At 62.6% G+C, this 13,847-nt stretch carries 19 protein-coding genes and 1 pseudogene; 6 read left to right on the forward strand and 14 right to left on the reverse strand.

The window, feature by feature from the left end:
- On the forward strand, positions 1–319 hold a 319-nt coding region (locus BG842_RS12955), incomplete at its 5' end, for a hypothetical protein (RefSeq protein WP_254663138.1).
- Positions 320–357: 38 nt separating this feature from the next.
- On the opposite strand, the gene BG842_RS12960 is transcribed toward BG842_RS12955, so the two are convergent.
- Positions 358–621 carry a hypothetical protein gene (locus BG842_RS12960; protein WP_069451053.1) on the reverse strand — a complete coding sequence of 88 codons (264 nt, stop codon included), beginning with the start codon at positions 619–621 and terminating at the stop codon, positions 358–360.
- Positions 622–727: 106 nt separating this feature from the next.
- On the opposite strand from BG842_RS12960, the gene BG842_RS12965 reads away from it, so the two are divergent.
- Complete coding sequence (locus BG842_RS12965; protein WP_069451054.1) at positions 728–1,258, forward strand: GrpB family protein; 531 nt, start codon at positions 728–730, stop codon at positions 1,256–1,258.
- Positions 1,259–1,364: 106 nt separating this feature from the next.
- Here the strand turns inward: BG842_RS12965 and BG842_RS32535 are convergent, their stop codons facing one another.
- The 5 genes from BG842_RS32535 to surE all read right to left on the reverse strand — a co-directional run bounded on the left by BG842_RS32535 (position 1,365) and on the right by surE (position 5,225).
- Positions 1,365–1,499 (reverse strand): hypothetical protein, encoded by a 135-nt coding sequence (locus tag BG842_RS32535; protein WP_256388531.1) that lies wholly within the window; start codon positions 1,497–1,499, stop codon positions 1,365–1,367.
- 6 nt (positions 1,500–1,505) lie between these two features.
- Positions 1,506–1,700 carry a hypothetical protein gene (locus tag BG842_RS12970; protein WP_069451055.1) on the reverse strand — a complete coding sequence of 65 codons (195 nt, stop codon included), beginning with the start codon at positions 1,698–1,700 and terminating at the stop codon, positions 1,506–1,508.
- 2 nt (positions 1,701–1,702) lie between these two features.
- Positions 1,703–1,945 carry a HalOD1 output domain-containing protein gene (locus BG842_RS12975; RefSeq protein ID WP_007982644.1) on the reverse strand — a complete coding sequence of 81 codons (243 nt, stop codon included), beginning with the start codon at positions 1,943–1,945 and terminating at the stop codon, positions 1,703–1,705.
- A gap of 107 nt (positions 1,946–2,052) precedes the next feature.
- A complete protein-coding gene (locus tag BG842_RS12980; protein ID WP_069451056.1) occupies positions 2,053–4,392 on the reverse strand; it encodes a bacterio-opsin activator domain-containing protein in 2,340 nt (779 codons plus the stop codon).
- Between the two features lie 56 nt (positions 4,393–4,448).
- Positions 4,449–5,225 carry a 5'/3'-nucleotidase SurE gene (surE, locus tag BG842_RS12985; RefSeq protein WP_069451057.1) on the reverse strand — a complete coding sequence of 259 codons (777 nt, stop codon included), beginning with the start codon at positions 5,223–5,225 and terminating at the stop codon, positions 4,449–4,451.
- Between the two features lie 292 nt (positions 5,226–5,517).
- On the opposite strand from surE, the gene BG842_RS12990 reads away from it, so the two are divergent.
- Positions 5,518–5,730 (forward strand): hypothetical protein, encoded by a 213-nt coding sequence (locus BG842_RS12990; RefSeq protein WP_007982650.1) that lies wholly within the window; start codon positions 5,518–5,520, stop codon positions 5,728–5,730.
- On the opposite strand, the gene BG842_RS12995 is transcribed toward BG842_RS12990, so the two are convergent.
- The 6 genes from BG842_RS12995 to tfe form a co-directional block, all read right to left on the reverse strand.
- Positions 5,727–7,454, reverse strand: coding sequence for a small ribosomal subunit Rsm22 family protein (locus BG842_RS12995; RefSeq protein ID WP_069451058.1), 1,728 nt, complete (start codon positions 7,452–7,454; stop codon positions 5,727–5,729). The two genes, BG842_RS12990 and BG842_RS12995, sit on opposite strands and share 4 nt — an antisense overlap.
- Positions 7,451–8,191 carry a prephenate dehydrogenase/arogenate dehydrogenase family protein gene (locus tag BG842_RS13000; RefSeq protein WP_069451059.1) on the reverse strand — a complete coding sequence of 247 codons (741 nt, stop codon included), beginning with the start codon at positions 8,189–8,191 and terminating at the stop codon, positions 7,451–7,453. The genes BG842_RS12995 and BG842_RS13000 overlap by 4 nt, the downstream gene beginning before the upstream one ends.
- A 277-nt stretch (positions 8,192–8,468) precedes the next feature.
- Complete coding sequence (locus tag BG842_RS13005; protein WP_069451060.1) at positions 8,469–9,170, reverse strand: molybdopterin-binding protein; 702 nt, start codon at positions 9,168–9,170, stop codon at positions 8,469–8,471.
- 34 nt (positions 9,171–9,204) lie between these two features.
- On the reverse strand, positions 9,205–9,972 hold the full coding sequence (locus BG842_RS13010; RefSeq protein ID WP_069451061.1) for a DUF5803 family protein: 768 nt from the start codon (positions 9,970–9,972) through the stop codon (positions 9,205–9,207).
- Positions 9,969–10,640 (reverse strand): DUF2110 family protein, encoded by a 672-nt coding sequence (locus tag BG842_RS13015; RefSeq protein ID WP_069451062.1) that lies wholly within the window; start codon positions 10,638–10,640, stop codon positions 9,969–9,971. Before BG842_RS13015 ends, BG842_RS13010 begins: the two co-directional genes overlap by 4 nt.
- A complete protein-coding gene (gene tfe, locus BG842_RS13020; protein WP_069451063.1) occupies positions 10,640–11,167 on the reverse strand; it encodes a transcription factor E in 528 nt (175 codons plus the stop codon). Before tfe ends, BG842_RS13015 begins: the two co-directional genes overlap by 1 nt.
- Before the next feature lie 217 nt (positions 11,168–11,384).
- Here tfe and BG842_RS27560 point away from each other — a divergent pair, with 217 nt between their 5' ends.
- Entirely contained in the window at positions 11,385–11,705 is a 321-nt protein-coding gene (locus tag BG842_RS27560; RefSeq protein WP_083252519.1) for an FUN14 domain-containing protein, read from the forward strand.
- 75 nt (positions 11,706–11,780) lie between these two features.
- On the opposite strand, the pseudogene gvpO (BG842_RS32665) reads toward BG842_RS27560, so the two are convergent.
- Positions 11,781–12,209: pseudogene (gene gvpO, locus BG842_RS32665) on the reverse strand (gas vesicle protein GvpO, halophile-type); the annotation flags it as partial.
- A 17-nt stretch (positions 12,210–12,226) separates the two neighbouring features.
- Positions 12,227–12,490, reverse strand: a complete 264-nt coding sequence (gene gvpA, locus BG842_RS13030; RefSeq protein WP_007982669.1) for a gas vesicle protein GvpA — start codon at positions 12,488–12,490, stop codon at positions 12,227–12,229.
- A gap of 181 nt (positions 12,491–12,671) precedes the next feature.
- Between gvpA and gvpO (BG842_RS13035) the strand changes: the two genes are divergently transcribed.
- Both gvpO (BG842_RS13035) and BG842_RS13040 read left to right on the forward strand, forming a co-directional pair.
- Positions 12,672–13,115 carry a gas vesicle protein GvpO gene (gvpO, locus tag BG842_RS13035; RefSeq protein ID WP_069451064.1) on the forward strand — a complete coding sequence of 148 codons (444 nt, stop codon included), beginning with the start codon at positions 12,672–12,674 and terminating at the stop codon, positions 13,113–13,115.
- A gap of 12 nt (positions 13,116–13,127) precedes the next feature.
- Entirely contained in the window at positions 13,128–13,736 is a 609-nt protein-coding gene (locus BG842_RS13040; RefSeq protein WP_254663139.1) for a hypothetical protein, read from the forward strand.
- Positions 13,737–13,847 lie beyond the last annotated feature (111 nt).

The following is a 13,847-nucleotide window of genomic DNA, read 5'->3' on the forward strand; positions in this document are numbered from 1 at the left end:
GCGAAAGCAGTTCTCGAAAACAGCGTGGCGTGAGCACCGACGACACATGCCAGAACTCGGCGAGCATTACCGACCGGCGGGCGAACCACCCGAATCGAACGTTCATCGCGTCGTGGGGCGGACGGACGGAGTGACGCTGTTGCGAGTCACCGACGCCGACGGGAGACGGGTCAACTCCGGCGAGATACGTCGCTGCTCGTCCGCGACGCTCGATGAGGAGTTCGAACCGGCGAGAAATCCGGACGCCGGATTCAATCCCGTTTCCGCCGTGGGGAACGTGCTCACGTGGCTGTACTGGAGTGTTCGGAAGTTCCTGTAGGCCGCGTCTCGACGGATGGCCCGTCCGTCCACGCGTACTCACGGAAACAGCGATAGGAGGGCGTCAGCGAGCGAGAGTACCGCGCCGAGGACGACGAGCGGCGTGAAACCGTCCGGTTCGAAGTCGTTCAAGCTACCGGTCAGCACGTCGTAGAGGCTCCCGAGGATGAGACCGACCCCGCTGATGGCAAACAGCCACAGGCTGATGCTGGAGTCTCCTGCCGCGAGGTCGGGAATGGAAAGCGTGGCGAACGAGAGCCCGATGATACCCAACGACACGTAGTGGAGGAGGGCACGGTTCATGATTCTAACTCGTCACAAGCAGGAATAAATATTGCGCGGAAGGCACGTTCGGGCGAACATCGTATCCAGTGTGAACGTTTATTTCCGGGTTTCCCATGGAAGGCGTATGGTCGGTCTGGAGCGCGGCACCGTCGAACTCGAACCGCATCGACCCGAGTGGCGACGGGAGTACGAGACGGAGTTCGAACGGATACGGGAGGTTACCGGCGACAACGGACTCGCTTTCGAGCACGTCGGAAGCACCGCTATCCCGGGCATCGTCGCAAAGCCCATCATCGACGTGCTCGCCGTCGTCGAGGATGCGTCCCACGCCGCGCGACTCGTTCCGGTGCTGGAGGAACACGGCTACGAGTATCGACCGAACGACGGCGTCCCCGACCGCGCGTTTCTCGCCAAGGGACCGCGGGCAAACCGGACGCACTATCTCTCGCTGACCGAAGCGGGAAGCGACTGCTATCGGGAATCCGTTCTGTTTCGGGATTTCTTGCGCGAGCACCCGTTCGCCGCCGCGGAGTACGACCGCCTGAAGCGGGAGTTGGCGGACGAACACGGAGACGACAGGCCGACGTACACGCGGAAAAAGGAACCGTTCATCCGGCGCGTGCTCGAACGCGCGAGTGACGAACGCAACCCGTGAGTTCGTCACTCGCCCGGTCGCCGAGTTCGCAACCGTCTCCCGCGGTGGCCTCCACGAGCACCAGTGATGACTATCTTCGGTCCGATGTTCCGAAAATACGCGCCATTTATGCTCGCACCGAAACCGTCGTGCTGGAGCGAATCCACGCCTGGTGGTTCTCCGGGTCGTAGAACATCGCCACGGTTCCGTATTCGTCCTCGTATTCGCTGTATTCTATCTCGTTAGGTGCTCGGTCAGTCATTCTCTGTTATCGGTTGGTTCGATGGCTGTTCCACGCGTCTCGGCAATCGGGCGTACAGAACGGATACAGACGGAACGTTCCCGTCGCGTCGGTGTCGGCGAGAATCGGATGCCACGATTCGATGTCGATGTCGTCGCCACAAACGACGCAGGCGCACTCATCGAACGGCGCTTCGGTTTTACCCACGCACTGTTCGCCCATCGTTACTCCGGTGTGGCTTCCACGGTGCCGTTGCTGTGTACGCGTACCTCGAATCCGTCTATCGTGAACTCGACGCGGCCGCCTCTCGTCCGCTGATGAAAGAGCGAGTCGAGCGCATCCGGGTCGATGACGTCGTACAAACACGTCTCGAACTCGGTCGCATCGTCGTACCCCGCCGCGTCCATCACGGCGGACAGGACGTCGAGGCTTACCCGGTCGCCCCCTTGGTCGCGTCGTCGTTTCATATCCGTTCTCATACCTACCGGTAGGGAATACTATGTAAAGGCACTTCCAGCTAGATTGAACGTGATAATTCGAGGAGGGGGCTATCAATCTAGATGGCGCTCCAACCTCACGATTCGAGCAGCCTCCGGAGCAGTTTCCGCTCCGCGGCGCGCAAGTGATGTTGGAACGTAGGCTGGGAGATATCGAGCGACCCCCCGACTTCCTCGCCGGTACTCTTCCGGGGCGAATCGAAGAAACCGCTGTAGTAGGCCGTCTCCAGGACCTCCAGTTGACGGTCGGTCAGCAGTTCCGCGAGTACCGTATCGAGGTCGCCGGACGCGACCGGTCGTTCGCGGTGCCGACGGCTTCGCAGTTCCAACGCCGGAAATCGCGTCTGGAGCACTTCGACGAACGTCCGAACGTCCGCATTCATCGGGAGTCTGACGACCAACGTCCCCGGGAGCGGTCCGACCGCGAACGTCTTGGGAACCGCTCCGTGGTCGAGGAGCGTCCCGACGAAACTCGAATCGGTCAACGTCGCGGCGAACAGCGTCGAATCTTCTCGACTGCTCACCCGTTCGATGTCGATGACTTCCAGCGACCGGGACGCCAGGGCGCGGACGTCCTCCGATGAAGTGTCGTTGACGGTGAAAAACGCGGTCACCGTGCCGTCGTGTTTCGAGACGACACCCATGAACTCGACGTGACAATCCAGCGTTTTGGCGATGTCCACGAACACCACCGTCGAGTCCTCGATGTCGAATTCGAGTTCGACCACCTCGCCACCGGCGAGCGCCTTCTTGCTCTCGACGGCGTTGATGGCGTACGCGATGGTCTGGCTCACGTCTTCGAGGACGGCCCGCTCCAGTTCGTCGAACGTCCGCGGCTGGTCGGAGTAGACCGACAGCACACCGTAAACGGCGTCGCCGTAACGAAGCGGAAGGGAACACGACGAGCGATAGCCGCGTTTCAGCGCCTCGCTCTGCCACTGCTCCGAGAGCGGTCCGCGGAGAACGTCCTGCACCACTTGCGCCCGTCCGGTTTTCAGCGCGGTTCCGGCCGGGTCGGTCGTCTCGTCGGTGGTCGTGATGGCTATCGCGTCGAGATAGCCCCGTTCGATTCCCGCCGATTCGTGCGGGACGACCCGTCCCGTCGCCGGGTCGTCCACGCCGATCCACGCGAAGCGGTATGGTCCGCCGCTCGTCAGGCGGCTACAGACGGCGGACTCTATCTCCTCGCGGGTTCGCGCCTCCACGAGCGCCCGGTCGATGCGTCGGATACCCTCGTTCAGTTCGTTGAGTCGTTCGAGCGCCGCGTTCTGCCGACGGAGCGTCGCGTCCTGTTCCTGCAGTCGGCGCTGGCGGACCGCTCGTCCGAGCGCCGATTCGACGGCGGCGGCACAGAGTTCCGCGATGTCGAGGCTCGCGTTCCCGGAGATTTCGGTGATGAACACGCCGTGCGTCCCGAGCGGGAGGGAGACGATTTCGTCGTCGAATGCGGCCTCGTTCTCGATGAACGACTGCCACGCGATGCCGTCGCCGTCCAGCAGTCCGTCCGGCAACGCCTCCGCACCCGTCGTCTCCGCGTTCGTTCGGAGCGCGCCGGTCGATTCGTCGTACAGCGCGATGCGCGTCCTCGGCAGGGATAGCAATCGTTCCGCCGCTTCGACCGTGACGGCACACACCTCGTCCGAGGTTTCCGTCTCCAGCAGTTCCCGCGTGATGTCCGATAACGCGGCGAGCGCTTCCTCGTGGCGCTCGCGTCGGGTCACGTCCACCGAGACGCCGATGACGCGATCGACATCGCCCGCCGAATCGAACACGGGTTGATACACGACGTCGTAGATAATCTCCCCGAATTCGCTAGTCGTCTGAATCGGCTCCCCCGACAGGGCGCGACGGCAGTTTTCGAGGATATCCGGGTGGTCTTCGTACCGGTCATCGATGGACTCGCCGACCAGTTCCCCGTCTTCCAACCCGGTCGATTCCAATCCGCTCCCCTCCACGAGTTGGAACGTCCCGTCGGAGTCGATGACGAAGAATATCACCGGGACGTTGCGAACGATCATCTCGTACCGCTCGACTTCGGACTCCGATTCGTGTCGCTCGGTGACATTCATGTGTGCGACGACGACGTACCGATTTCCGTCGTCCGTCACGTCCGCTGCGCGCATCACGAACCAGCGCCGCTCGTCCGGCGAGTGACACGGGTATTCGAGGCTGAACTCGGTCCGGTCCCCCGACAAAATGGCGCGGATGCCCGTCGCCGCTTCGTCCGCTGTCAGTTCGTCCGCGCCGTCACAAACGTCGAGATAACTGACCCCTATCGTCGGCTCGGACAGACCGTTTTCTCGGGCGAACCGCTCCCACGCGTCGTTCGTTGCGACGATGACCCCGTTCTCGTCGAGCACCGCGACGTTGACGGGGACGACATCGAGCGCAAGCTGTTCGATATCGGTACGACTCACGATTTTACCCCCCAGTCATCAGGCCCGGTTGGACTCCAGCGGGTAAAACGGTGGCGCTAGACCCGGTACTCCGTCACCAGTTCGTCCAGCGATTCGTGGTGGCGCGTCGTGTGCGGGGCGGTCAACGGCGAGACGCTCACCTTCCCGTTGAACACCGCGTGACGGTCCGTCCCCTCGGCGTCCGGCAGCGTCTCGTCGCCCATCTGTTCCCACGTCCGGTCGTGGAGCGTGATGACGCCGCCCTCGTTGGTCGTGTCCATGTCGTAGACGTGCGAAGGGCGGGTGACCTCCATCGGAGTCGGCCCGTCGCTCGACATCGGCGCGTTGACGTTCAGGTACTCGGCCTGCTCGAACACGCCCGCGTCGAGCGCGTGTTCGGTGAGATAGGTCGTTGCCTTCGCCGCCACGTCGTACTCCTCGACGGTCGTGTCGTAGGGCCAGAGGTGGTTCGGCACGTGCAGCGAGACGGCGATGGCGGGAACGTCGAAGAAGGCGGCCTCGACCGCGGCGCTGACGGTTCCAGAGCGTCCGAGAACGTACGCGCCGAGGTTCGCCCCGTTGTTACACCCGGAGACGACGATATCGGGATAGGGACCGAGTTCGGTCAGTCCGGCGACGACGCAATCGGTGGGAGTGCCCGTGATGGCGTAGCCGAGTTCGTGCTCCTCTACCTCGACCTCGTAGGACATCGCGCGACCGACCGCGCTCTGGTCGGTCGCGGGTGCGACGGTGGTCACGTTGCCGATTTCCTGGAGGCTCTCGTACAGCGCGCGGATACCGGGGCTGTCGATGCCGTCGTCGTTCGTCAGAAGAATTTCCAGCGAATCGCCCATGCAGGGGAGTTGGAACGGGAACGCAAAAGTACTCCGCTCGGTGCGTGCCAGCACTCCCAACGCGAGTCCGACCCGGCCGTGAAAACGACGAGTTGGACAGTTCCAAGGGAATGGAAGAGAGGTGAACGAACGAGATGGTAGACGACTGAAAAACGCCGCAGTGAGCGGTCTCGAGCGTGTTTCGAGACGGAGCGAGAGGGGGCAAGTGTGTCCAATCGTTGTTATAATATGGTATTGATAATTAACGAATCACATGGATTTATGCTGTGAGGCTCACACTATCCGAACGGACATGGCGGAGGGAAATGTCACAGACGCTCACACACTCGAACTCAACTACGAATACGCGCAGCGTAACGTAGACATCCTGTCCATCTGGTTCGAGTGTGAGCCAAAGAAGACGGTCGAACTGCTCGCGGAAAACGGGATTCCGCTGTCGCCGAACGATGAGGGGAAGTTCGGTTCGTACTACAACTTCGTCCGGGAGTGCGTCGAGGCGAACTAGCGGCGGTCCACGACCGTCCGTTCGTCCACGACGAGGTTGTACGCTTTTTCGTCCTCGTTCCAGAGCACGAGCACGTCCTCGAACGAGAGGAGCGCACCGTAGGCCGCCTCGCGGAGCGCGCGATTGAGCGACGTTTCCTTCGTCAGGACCGCGAAGTTCCCCACCGCCTCGCTGCCGTCGCTCACCTTGAAGACGGGGTTTTCTCCCACCTCCGACAGCGAGTGGCTGAGTTTCACCGCGACGAGGTTCACCCGCTCGGTGACGTGGCGTTCCATCTCCGCCATCTTCGCGGATTCGGCCCTGCTCGCGGTGAACTCACGCCGACGGGTTCCGTCGGTTCGGAGGACGACGTGTGAGAACTGCACGTCCACGTTGACGAACTCGCCGTCGCCCTCGATATCGTCCAGCGTCACCGTCTCCGATGGTTCGGCCACATCGGTTCCGCGCCCGCTCGCATCCATCCCTCGCCCGCTCGCGTCGAGTCCGTCATCGGCACTGGCATCGTGTTCACCGGCACTGGCATCGTACTCGCTTGCATCGAGTCCGTATTCGCTCGCGTCGATGCCCTGCTCGCTTGTTTCCTTGGCACCGTCGTCCGACTCGAACTCGTAGTTGCTGGCGTCGATTCCACGATGTTCGACGTGTTCGGAGGCGTCCTCGGAGCGACCATCAGCGCCGCTCTCGGAATCGTCGCCATCAACCACACCCTCACCGTCACCGCTCTCGCCCGCGTCCAGTCGGCGTTGGAACGGCGGGACCGACAACTCGGGTTTTACGTCTAACGACCAGCAGTCGTCGCTCGGTTCCTCGCCGGGCCAGAGGCGGAGCGTCGGCGAGAACACCGTCGTCCGGTCGGCGACGCTCCGTTCGACCTCTCGAAGGCCGATGCTGGCGTTCTTGTCCGCCGGGGCGATGGCGACCATCGACCCGTCGGGCGTGAGGTAGTCGAGGTACTTCCGAACGACCGCTTCCGGGTCGGACAACTCGCTCAACACGTTGGCAAACACGATGAGGTCGTACTCCGCCTCGCCGTTCTCGGGTTCGAACGCCTCCGCGGTGTCGCGGTGCACGGTCGGGTAGAAGTTCTCGCCCGTCTCCTCCAGCATCGCGGCGAGAACGTCCGCAGCGTCGCTCGGTTCGACGGCGTGATACTCCACGAACGTCTCCGACGGGAGGAAATCGTGAAGGCCGAGCGCGGGGCCGCCGACCCCTGCGCCAACGTCCAGCACGCGAATTTCTCCGGGAAGCAGGCCCCGCCCCGCGAGTTCCGAGAGGACGTACTGGACCACGGCGTAGTAATCCGGGAGATGGTAGATGGCGTAGCCGAGCGCGACGCGGTAATCGTACTCGACCGGATTCTGGGCGAAGTAGTCCTCCTTGAGCCGTCGAATCGTCCGCCGGAGTTCGTCGCCCGACGCGCCGTCCGGCCACCCCGCGCCGAACTCCGCGACCAGCAGGTCCTCCAGTTTTCGACCGTACGTTTCGGGGAACGACTCGACATCGCGGAACTCGGGGCGAACAGGGTCGTCGGATGCGGGTTCGAAGGTGCCGTCGTCGCGCTCCACGAAGCCGAGCGACCCCGCCTCCTCGCGGAGCACCTGCCGGACGACCGCAGGATGCGGTTCACCTTCGACGTATTCGGAAATCTCCTCGGGGTCCACGGGCCGCACGTCCTGCAGGTACTTCGCGTTCGACAGCACCTGCTCGCGCTGCTCTGCGTTCATTCGTCCACCTCGCTCTCCGCCGCCTCGCGGTACAACCGCTCGAACTCTGCCGGGTCGGCGTCGGCCAGTCGCTTCGCCGCCTCCGCCACGTCCGTCGCGCCGTCGAAGGTGGCCTGAATGTCGGCGTAGACGCGCGGTTCCCCGTCGGTCACGTGGTCCGCGAGGTCGGCCAACTCCTCGTAGACGGGAGTTCGAAGCCCCTCGGGGACCGGGTTCGCGGCCAGCGCGAAGGCGAGCACCGCCGCGTGCGTCCCGGCCTGCACCGTCGTCATCGCGTCGTCGTGCTCCGCCGCCGTCGTCTCGACCAGCGTGTTCCCGCGCGCTTCGATCGCGTCGAACAGTTCGCTCGTGACCGGTCCCGATTCGTCCGCGACGACGGCCACGTTCCCCGGCGCGGTGTTCGCTCCGAACAACGGATGCAGGCTCACCCGTTCGACGTTCGGCGCGTGTTCGGCCATCGCTTCGACCGGTTCGGCCATCACGCCGCTCACGTCGAGCATCGCCCGGTCGGCCTTCGGCGCGTGTTCAGCGATGGCTTCCGAAATCGCCGGAATCGGCACGGCGAGACAGACCACATCGAATGATTCGTCGGCGTCCAGCGCGACCGCTCGCCCACCGACCGCTCGGGCGGCCTCCGCCGCAACCCCCTGTTCCGCGTCGGCAAACGCGATGTCGCCCGGTATCGCCTCGGCGAACCAGCGACCCATCGCGCCCGCCCCGACGACGAGTACGTTCATTGCCTTCGCGTTGGAGTGGTCCGCCCAAAAGCGGTTCGTTTGCGGGAATTCCTCGGTCGGTACAGTGCTCGTCCTTCCGCGAGTTTATCGCTCATCGAACGACGGCATCACTGGGTGTAGTTCTCAAACCTTAAGAGACAGCGCCGATAACCGCCGGGTATGATTCCACTCGAAGCCGTTCCCGCGAATGAAGCAGGTATCGTCGTTCTCGTCGTCGGACTCGCGTTCACCGTGGCGTGGCTCGCCTACTTCTACAGATAACCGAGGCGGTTCTCCGCTAGGCGTTCGTCTCGTCCGGCGCTTCGACTCGCTCGCGCAACCACTCGGCGGCGTTTTGGACCGTGTTTTCGTCCGTTCCCTCGATTTTGACGCGCACGTAGTCGCCCGGATAGCTCCCGACTTTCACGTCGAACCGCTCCCGGAGCGTCTCGAATCGATCGAGCAGCGCGCTCTCGGGTTCGCCCGCGGGAACCGTCTCGTTGTAGTACGGCTCGCCGTCGAACTCGTCGGCGATTCGCTCGAACATCGAATGCATCTCGCTCGGCACGCCCGGCAGGACGTAGATGTCCTCTATCTCCGCGCCGGGGGCGACGCCGACGTCGTTCGGCAGCATCCGCGACCCCTTCGGCAAGTGGGTCGTCCCCGACGTCAGGTCGGCGTGCGAGTAATCCGAGTGCGCTTCTATCCACTCGACGGCTTCCGTGTGCTCCTCGACGGGAACGCCGACGGCCGCCGCGATGCCCTCCATCGTCAGGTCGTCGTGCGTCGGGCCGAGGCCGCCGGTGACGAGCACGGCGTCGTACTCCGCGCGGGCTTCGTTCACGACGCGGGCGATGTCGCCCACGCGGTCCGGAACGACGAACACCCGCTCCACGGCCACGCCGCGCTCGGTCAGTCGCTCGCCCAACCACGCGGCGTTCGTGTTGACGGTATCCCCGGAGAGAATCTCATCTCCGACTGTTACCAGCGCAACGTTCATACCGAACCGTTGACCGCGATGAAGAAAAGTGCTCTCACATTCCGGGCGGCGGCCCGTCGCCCACGTCGTCGTCCGAGATGTCCATGTTCAGGCCCATCTCCTCCCGCTGGCGTTCGAGTTGTCGAATCTGATAGCGGTAGTAGGCCAACCCGACCAAGCCGATGAGCAGCGCCAGCGCGACGATTCCGGCGAATATCCACTTGTCGCGCCCGAGGTAGTAGCGGACCGAGATGCTGTCGGATTTCACCGGAGTCGACCAGATGATGTGTTCACGACCGTTCTCCATCGTCGTCTCGTAGCCGCCGGGACGCACGTCGCTCAACAGGAATGTATCGACTCGCATCCCGCGCGGGATGGTCACCTCGTACGTCTTGTCCTTCAAGTAGGTCGGGACGTAGAACGTCTTGCCCTGTCTCGACGCCGTGTACGCGAGTTGTCCCTGTCCCTGTGGCGGTTTGATGATGGTCGAGGATTTCGTCTTCTTCACCTCGATGTGGTCGGCGTCGACAACGGTGCCGTTAGGGTAGCGGAACTGCACGGCGGAAATCTCGACGGGTGCCTCCTCGCCGAAGGATTCCTCCTGGTGGATTTCGAGGGTCCCCTTCTTGTCGAGTTCGTAGACCACCTGATACTGGTTGCTCGTGACGTTGTACGTCACGTCCTGTGGGGTGTCCCAGTCGTACGTCGCGTTCCGCGAGAGTTTCTGCTGGCTGATTTCGCCCGGCCCGAACACGGAAGTACAGCCAGCACTGGCCACGAGGAGGAAGAGCAGACCAATTCCGAGGGCGAGCCGTTTTCTCATGGAATTACACAACGGATTTCGGCCGGGATGTAGCCGCCGATGCTGGCGAGCAGTCCCGGTGGGTCGGTGTTTTCGGTACAGACGATGCTCTGTTCTAACACGCCGAGTCGCTCGACGGTCACGATGTCCTGTGCGTGTCCGGCGCGGTTGACCGTCGCCCGGACCTCGCCCCGCGTCGCGCTGTTGACGTTCACGCGGCCGTTCCCGCGCGACCAGTCGAACAGGCGGTCACGCTCGTCGTCCGAGAGGCGCGACGAGCCGTCGTCCGCGTAGACGAACTCCATCGGCATGTGCTGGACGAGTCCGAAGCGTTCGACGACCTGTTCCGGTCTGCCGGGACCGAGGCCGAGTTCGGCCGCCGGAATCCGAACCTCCTGTCCGGCGTCGAGGACGAACCCGTCGTCGTCCCACGATTCGAGCGTGCCGACGTAGGTGTCGCCGTCGCGGAGGTTCGGCGTGACTTCGCCCCACTCCTCGGCGAGGACGTTCCGGGCGACCACTTCGTCCTCTCCTTCGACGGTGACGGAGACGAAATCGTCGTGCCGGACGCCGATGTCGAACTCGACGTCAAGGTCGCCGAGCGCGTTTTCGACGAGGGACTGGAGACCGTCGAGTGCGCGTCGTTTCGCGTCGCCGCTGACGTACACTTTGGTTGCGAGAACGACCATTATGCACCGAGCGTTTCGACGTTGAGTTCGTCTTCGAGGTCGTCGATTCGGTCCTCCATGGACTCGACGAGCATCGAGTTCTCCATGGATTCGAGGGGCGAGCCACATTCGGGACATTCGAAGCCGAAGTCCATCGCCTCGCCGAACTCGAACCGGAGCGAGCAGATTTCACAGAGGTAGAACTCGTGGTTCCTTTCGTACTCTTCGCGCTGTTGAAGCGCGTCGAGGAGGCGGTACATCTCTTCCTCCAAGTTCTCCGGTATCTTGTCGTACTCGAACGTCCAGAGGTAGGTGAGCCACCCCGAATCCTCGTCGCGGAGGCGTCGGTAGGTCGCCAAGTCGTTCTCGTAGAGGATGAACAGCGCGCGTCGAACGTCGTTGAGTTCGAGGTCGAGTTCCTCCGCGAGTTCCTCGTCGGTCACTTCACCGTCCGGCGGCGCGGCGGCGACCGGCATTCCTTTCGGCCCGACCAATTCGTGAAGATATTTCTGAATCACCGGGTCGCTTAGCAGGTCCTCGAAAGCCATTGATATGTTATATCGGGTCGTTCATCTGTTTAAAACCATCGGGAGCGCGTCGGTGGTATCGTTTCGGGAAGCGACTGGCTCCCCGGAGTGATGTCGCTTGCATGTCAAATAGTCGGCAGGACGGACCCCCGAACTGGCCGCCGTTTCCGCCGTCTTTTCGTTTGGTATTCGTCCAAAACCACAAGAAATTTAACCTATCAGTGTTCTGGGTGTGACGATGCAAGTCGGGATAGACCCTCAACAACTCGGACTCCAACTGGGAAGCGGTGCCGTCATCGGCGGCATCATCGGGTTCGCCGCGAAGAAAATCGCGAAACTCATCGCGGTCATCGTCGGCCTCGAACTCGCCCTGTTCAAGTTCCTCGAATCGCGCGGGATACTAACGGTAGACTGGGAGAAACTCTCGGCTGGACTGTTGAAAACCGGTCAAGCCGCCGGAAACGGGACGCCGCCGTCGTGGCTGACGACGCTGCTCTCGACGCTCTCCGTGAGCGCCGGATTCATCGGCGGATTCATGATCGGCTTCCGAAAGGGATAGCTCACCACTCCTGGCTATCCCCCGGCGGTATCGTTCCCTGAGGCAGTAGCCGTTCACGTCACCCGACTCGGAAAGCGAAATCTCGTACTGTCCGAGGATGTCTTGGGTGTCCGGTATCGCGCTCCGTTCTACCATTTCGACGACGACTTCCCAGCCGTCGCCGTCATCCGCTATTTCGATGATTCCGTCGAGCGGGTGCCCGACCAAATCGTCGGCGACGTCCTCGACCGTCTCGCGGACGTCCATCACGTCGAATTCGCCGTTCTCCGCTGCCTTCTCGCGGTCGGCGTCATCGTTTCCGTTCTCCTCTTCGTGTTCGGTTTCGTCTTCCACGTTCTCCTCTTGGCTACTTCCCTCGTCGCTTTCCGATTCGTTTCCGTCGCTACCGTCGTCTATCGTCTCATCATCCGGGCCGTGCTGGTGGCAAAAACCGTCGTTCTGCGCCGGGCGGGAGCATCGCTCTCCATCCTCCGTGAGCGCCCGACACTGTTCTGCTTCGGACATGCTTTCTCAGGCTGTGCTTATGACGTACTGGCCTCGGGGGACGCGACCTCGACCTGCTCGAAGTCGATTTCGTCCTCCGAGGATGCTCGTTCTAACTTCGCCATCTCCTTTGCGTAGTGGAGGAAGGTATCGACCGATGCGACCACGACGCGTGCCTCGACGGTGAGCACCTCGATGCCCACGACGGAGATGCGCGCCCATACGTCGATGACGACACCTTTGTCGAGGATGCGGTCCAGGACGTCCGCAAGACTCGACGAGTTTGGTTCTGCTTGTACCATAGTTGTTCCCTCTCTTGAGTAGTGCAGGTGGACGATATTTTATGGTTAGGGCCGACCCTGCAAGTTGCTTTTAAAGGGGCGGGTTCGGCAACGGATTTCGCCGGTAACGGCACCGAACCGGAAGCCGGTTTGCAGGCACACGTATTATGGCACTCGGTCCCGATTCGCTTTCGGGGGAACGATGACCGAACAAGCGAGCGGTTCCGAAACACGCGAACTCGACGACGTGCTCGGTCGACTGTCCGCGGCGGTCGAGGGGCAGGAGGAAGACGGTTCGTCGGCCGACGCGGAGTCGGAGGAATCGGTCGATGCGGAGGAAGTCGTGGATACCGAGGGCGAACTCGATCTCTACGACGCGAGGGACGTCGGGCGAGCCATCGCCGAGGACCTCATCGGGTCGCCGCTCGACCACGTCGTCGAAGTCGAGGAACAGGACGAAGACGGATGGCGAGTCGTCGCCGAAGTCGTCGAACGAAACTCGATTCCGGACACCCAGGACATCCTCGGGCGGTACGTCATCAGCCTCGGGCCGGATGGCTCCATCCGAGGCTACGGTCGCGCCGGTCGATACCGACGCGGCCGCGTCGAAACGCAGAACGAGATTTTCGACGCCGAGGAGCCGTAAATGGGGGACGATATGACCGAAGACGAAACAGGAACGGTACGAACGTTGGTGGAACAGAACGTGGGCGAGGACGTGACCCTCGAAGGGTTGGTCGACGAACTCACCGAAATGGAAGCGGAAAACGGGCAAACCATCGGACGGGACCTCGGTCGCCTCGTCGGCTGTGGGCTCGGAATGGTCGTCGGGCGGAAGGTCGGCGCATCGCTCGGAAACCGCCTCGAATCCCGTTTCGAGGCCGAGCGAGAGGCCGATGAAGACGAGGAGACGGGCGACGAAGAGGGGGAGAAAACCCGCGAACAACTCGTCCGCGAACGAGTTCAAGACGCCTTCGAAGTGAGCAAGGAGGAGGCAAAGGAGATAATCGCCACCGCGAGCAGCATCGGTGGAGGCGAACACGAAGACGAGGATGAAGCGGAACAGTCCGCTGACGGCGGTGAAGACGAAAACGAGCAGTCGTCGGAAGACGAAGAATCCGAAAGCGAACAGTCGGAAAGCGAAGATGAGGGGGAGACGGACTCCGAGGACTCGAAAGTCGAACTCGACCAACTCTCGAACGAGGACCTCGAAGCGTTGGCGAACGACCTGATGGACGAACTGGACCAACGAAAAGCCGCACAGTGACGAAACTCGGACTCCTCTCACGGAGTCCTCCGGAGGACGATGGGGGTCGGGAACGGCCACCGATACGCCGCGGACGCGGCGTTTGCTTGCACTCTCCGCCACACGACTTAT

It is taken from the genome of Haladaptatus sp. W1, from assembly GCF_001723155.1.
GTDB lineage: Archaea > Halobacteriota > Halobacteria > Halobacteriales > Haladaptataceae > Haladaptatus > Haladaptatus paucihalophilus.

Excerpts from the sequence above, each read along its gene's own strand:
- BG842_RS12960 (WP_069451053.1), bottom strand. The coding sequence starts at position 621 with ATGAACCGTGCCCTCCTCCACTACGTGTCGTTGGGTATCATCGGGCTC.
- BG842_RS12965 (WP_069451054.1), top strand. The coding sequence starts at position 728 with ATGGTCGGTCTGGAGCGCGGCACCGTCGAACTCGAACCGCATCGACCC.
- BG842_RS32535 (WP_256388531.1), bottom strand. The coding sequence starts at position 1,499 with ATGACTGACCGAGCACCTAACGAGATAGAATACAGCGAATACGAGGAC.
- BG842_RS12970 (WP_069451055.1), bottom strand. The coding sequence starts at position 1,700 with ATGGGCGAACAGTGCGTGGGTAAAACCGAAGCGCCGTTCGATGAGTGC.
- BG842_RS12975 (WP_007982644.1), bottom strand. The coding sequence starts at position 1,945 with ATGAAACGACGACGCGACCAAGGGGGCGACCGGGTAAGCCTCGACGTC.
- surE (WP_069451057.1), bottom strand. The coding sequence starts at position 5,225 with ATGGGCGATTCGCTGGAAATTCTTCTGACGAACGACGACGGCATCGAC.
- BG842_RS12990 (WP_007982650.1), top strand. The coding sequence starts at position 5,518 with ATGGCGGAGGGAAATGTCACAGACGCTCACACACTCGAACTCAACTAC.
- BG842_RS12995 (WP_069451058.1), bottom strand. The coding sequence starts at position 7,454 with ATGAACGCAGAGCAGCGCGAGCAGGTGCTGTCGAACGCGAAGTACCTG.
- BG842_RS13000 (WP_069451059.1), bottom strand. The coding sequence starts at position 8,191 with ATGAACGTACTCGTCGTCGGGGCGGGCGCGATGGGTCGCTGGTTCGCC.
- BG842_RS13005 (WP_069451060.1), bottom strand. The coding sequence starts at position 9,170 with ATGAACGTTGCGCTGGTAACAGTCGGAGATGAGATTCTCTCCGGGGAT.
- BG842_RS13010 (WP_069451061.1), bottom strand. The coding sequence starts at position 9,972 with ATGAGAAAACGGCTCGCCCTCGGAATTGGTCTGCTCTTCCTCCTCGTG.
- BG842_RS13015 (WP_069451062.1), bottom strand. The coding sequence starts at position 10,640 with ATGGTCGTTCTCGCAACCAAAGTGTACGTCAGCGGCGACGCGAAACGA.
- tfe (WP_069451063.1), bottom strand. The coding sequence starts at position 11,167 with ATGGCTTTCGAGGACCTGCTAAGCGACCCGGTGATTCAGAAATATCTT.
- BG842_RS27560 (WP_083252519.1), top strand. The coding sequence starts at position 11,385 with ATGCAAGTCGGGATAGACCCTCAACAACTCGGACTCCAACTGGGAAGC.
- gvpA (WP_007982669.1), bottom strand. The coding sequence starts at position 12,490 with ATGGTACAAGCAGAACCAAACTCGTCGAGTCTTGCGGACGTCCTGGAC.
- gvpO (WP_069451064.1), top strand. The coding sequence starts at position 12,672 with ATGACCGAACAAGCGAGCGGTTCCGAAACACGCGAACTCGACGACGTG.
- BG842_RS13040 (WP_254663139.1), top strand. The coding sequence starts at position 13,128 with ATGACCGAAGACGAAACAGGAACGGTACGAACGTTGGTGGAACAGAAC.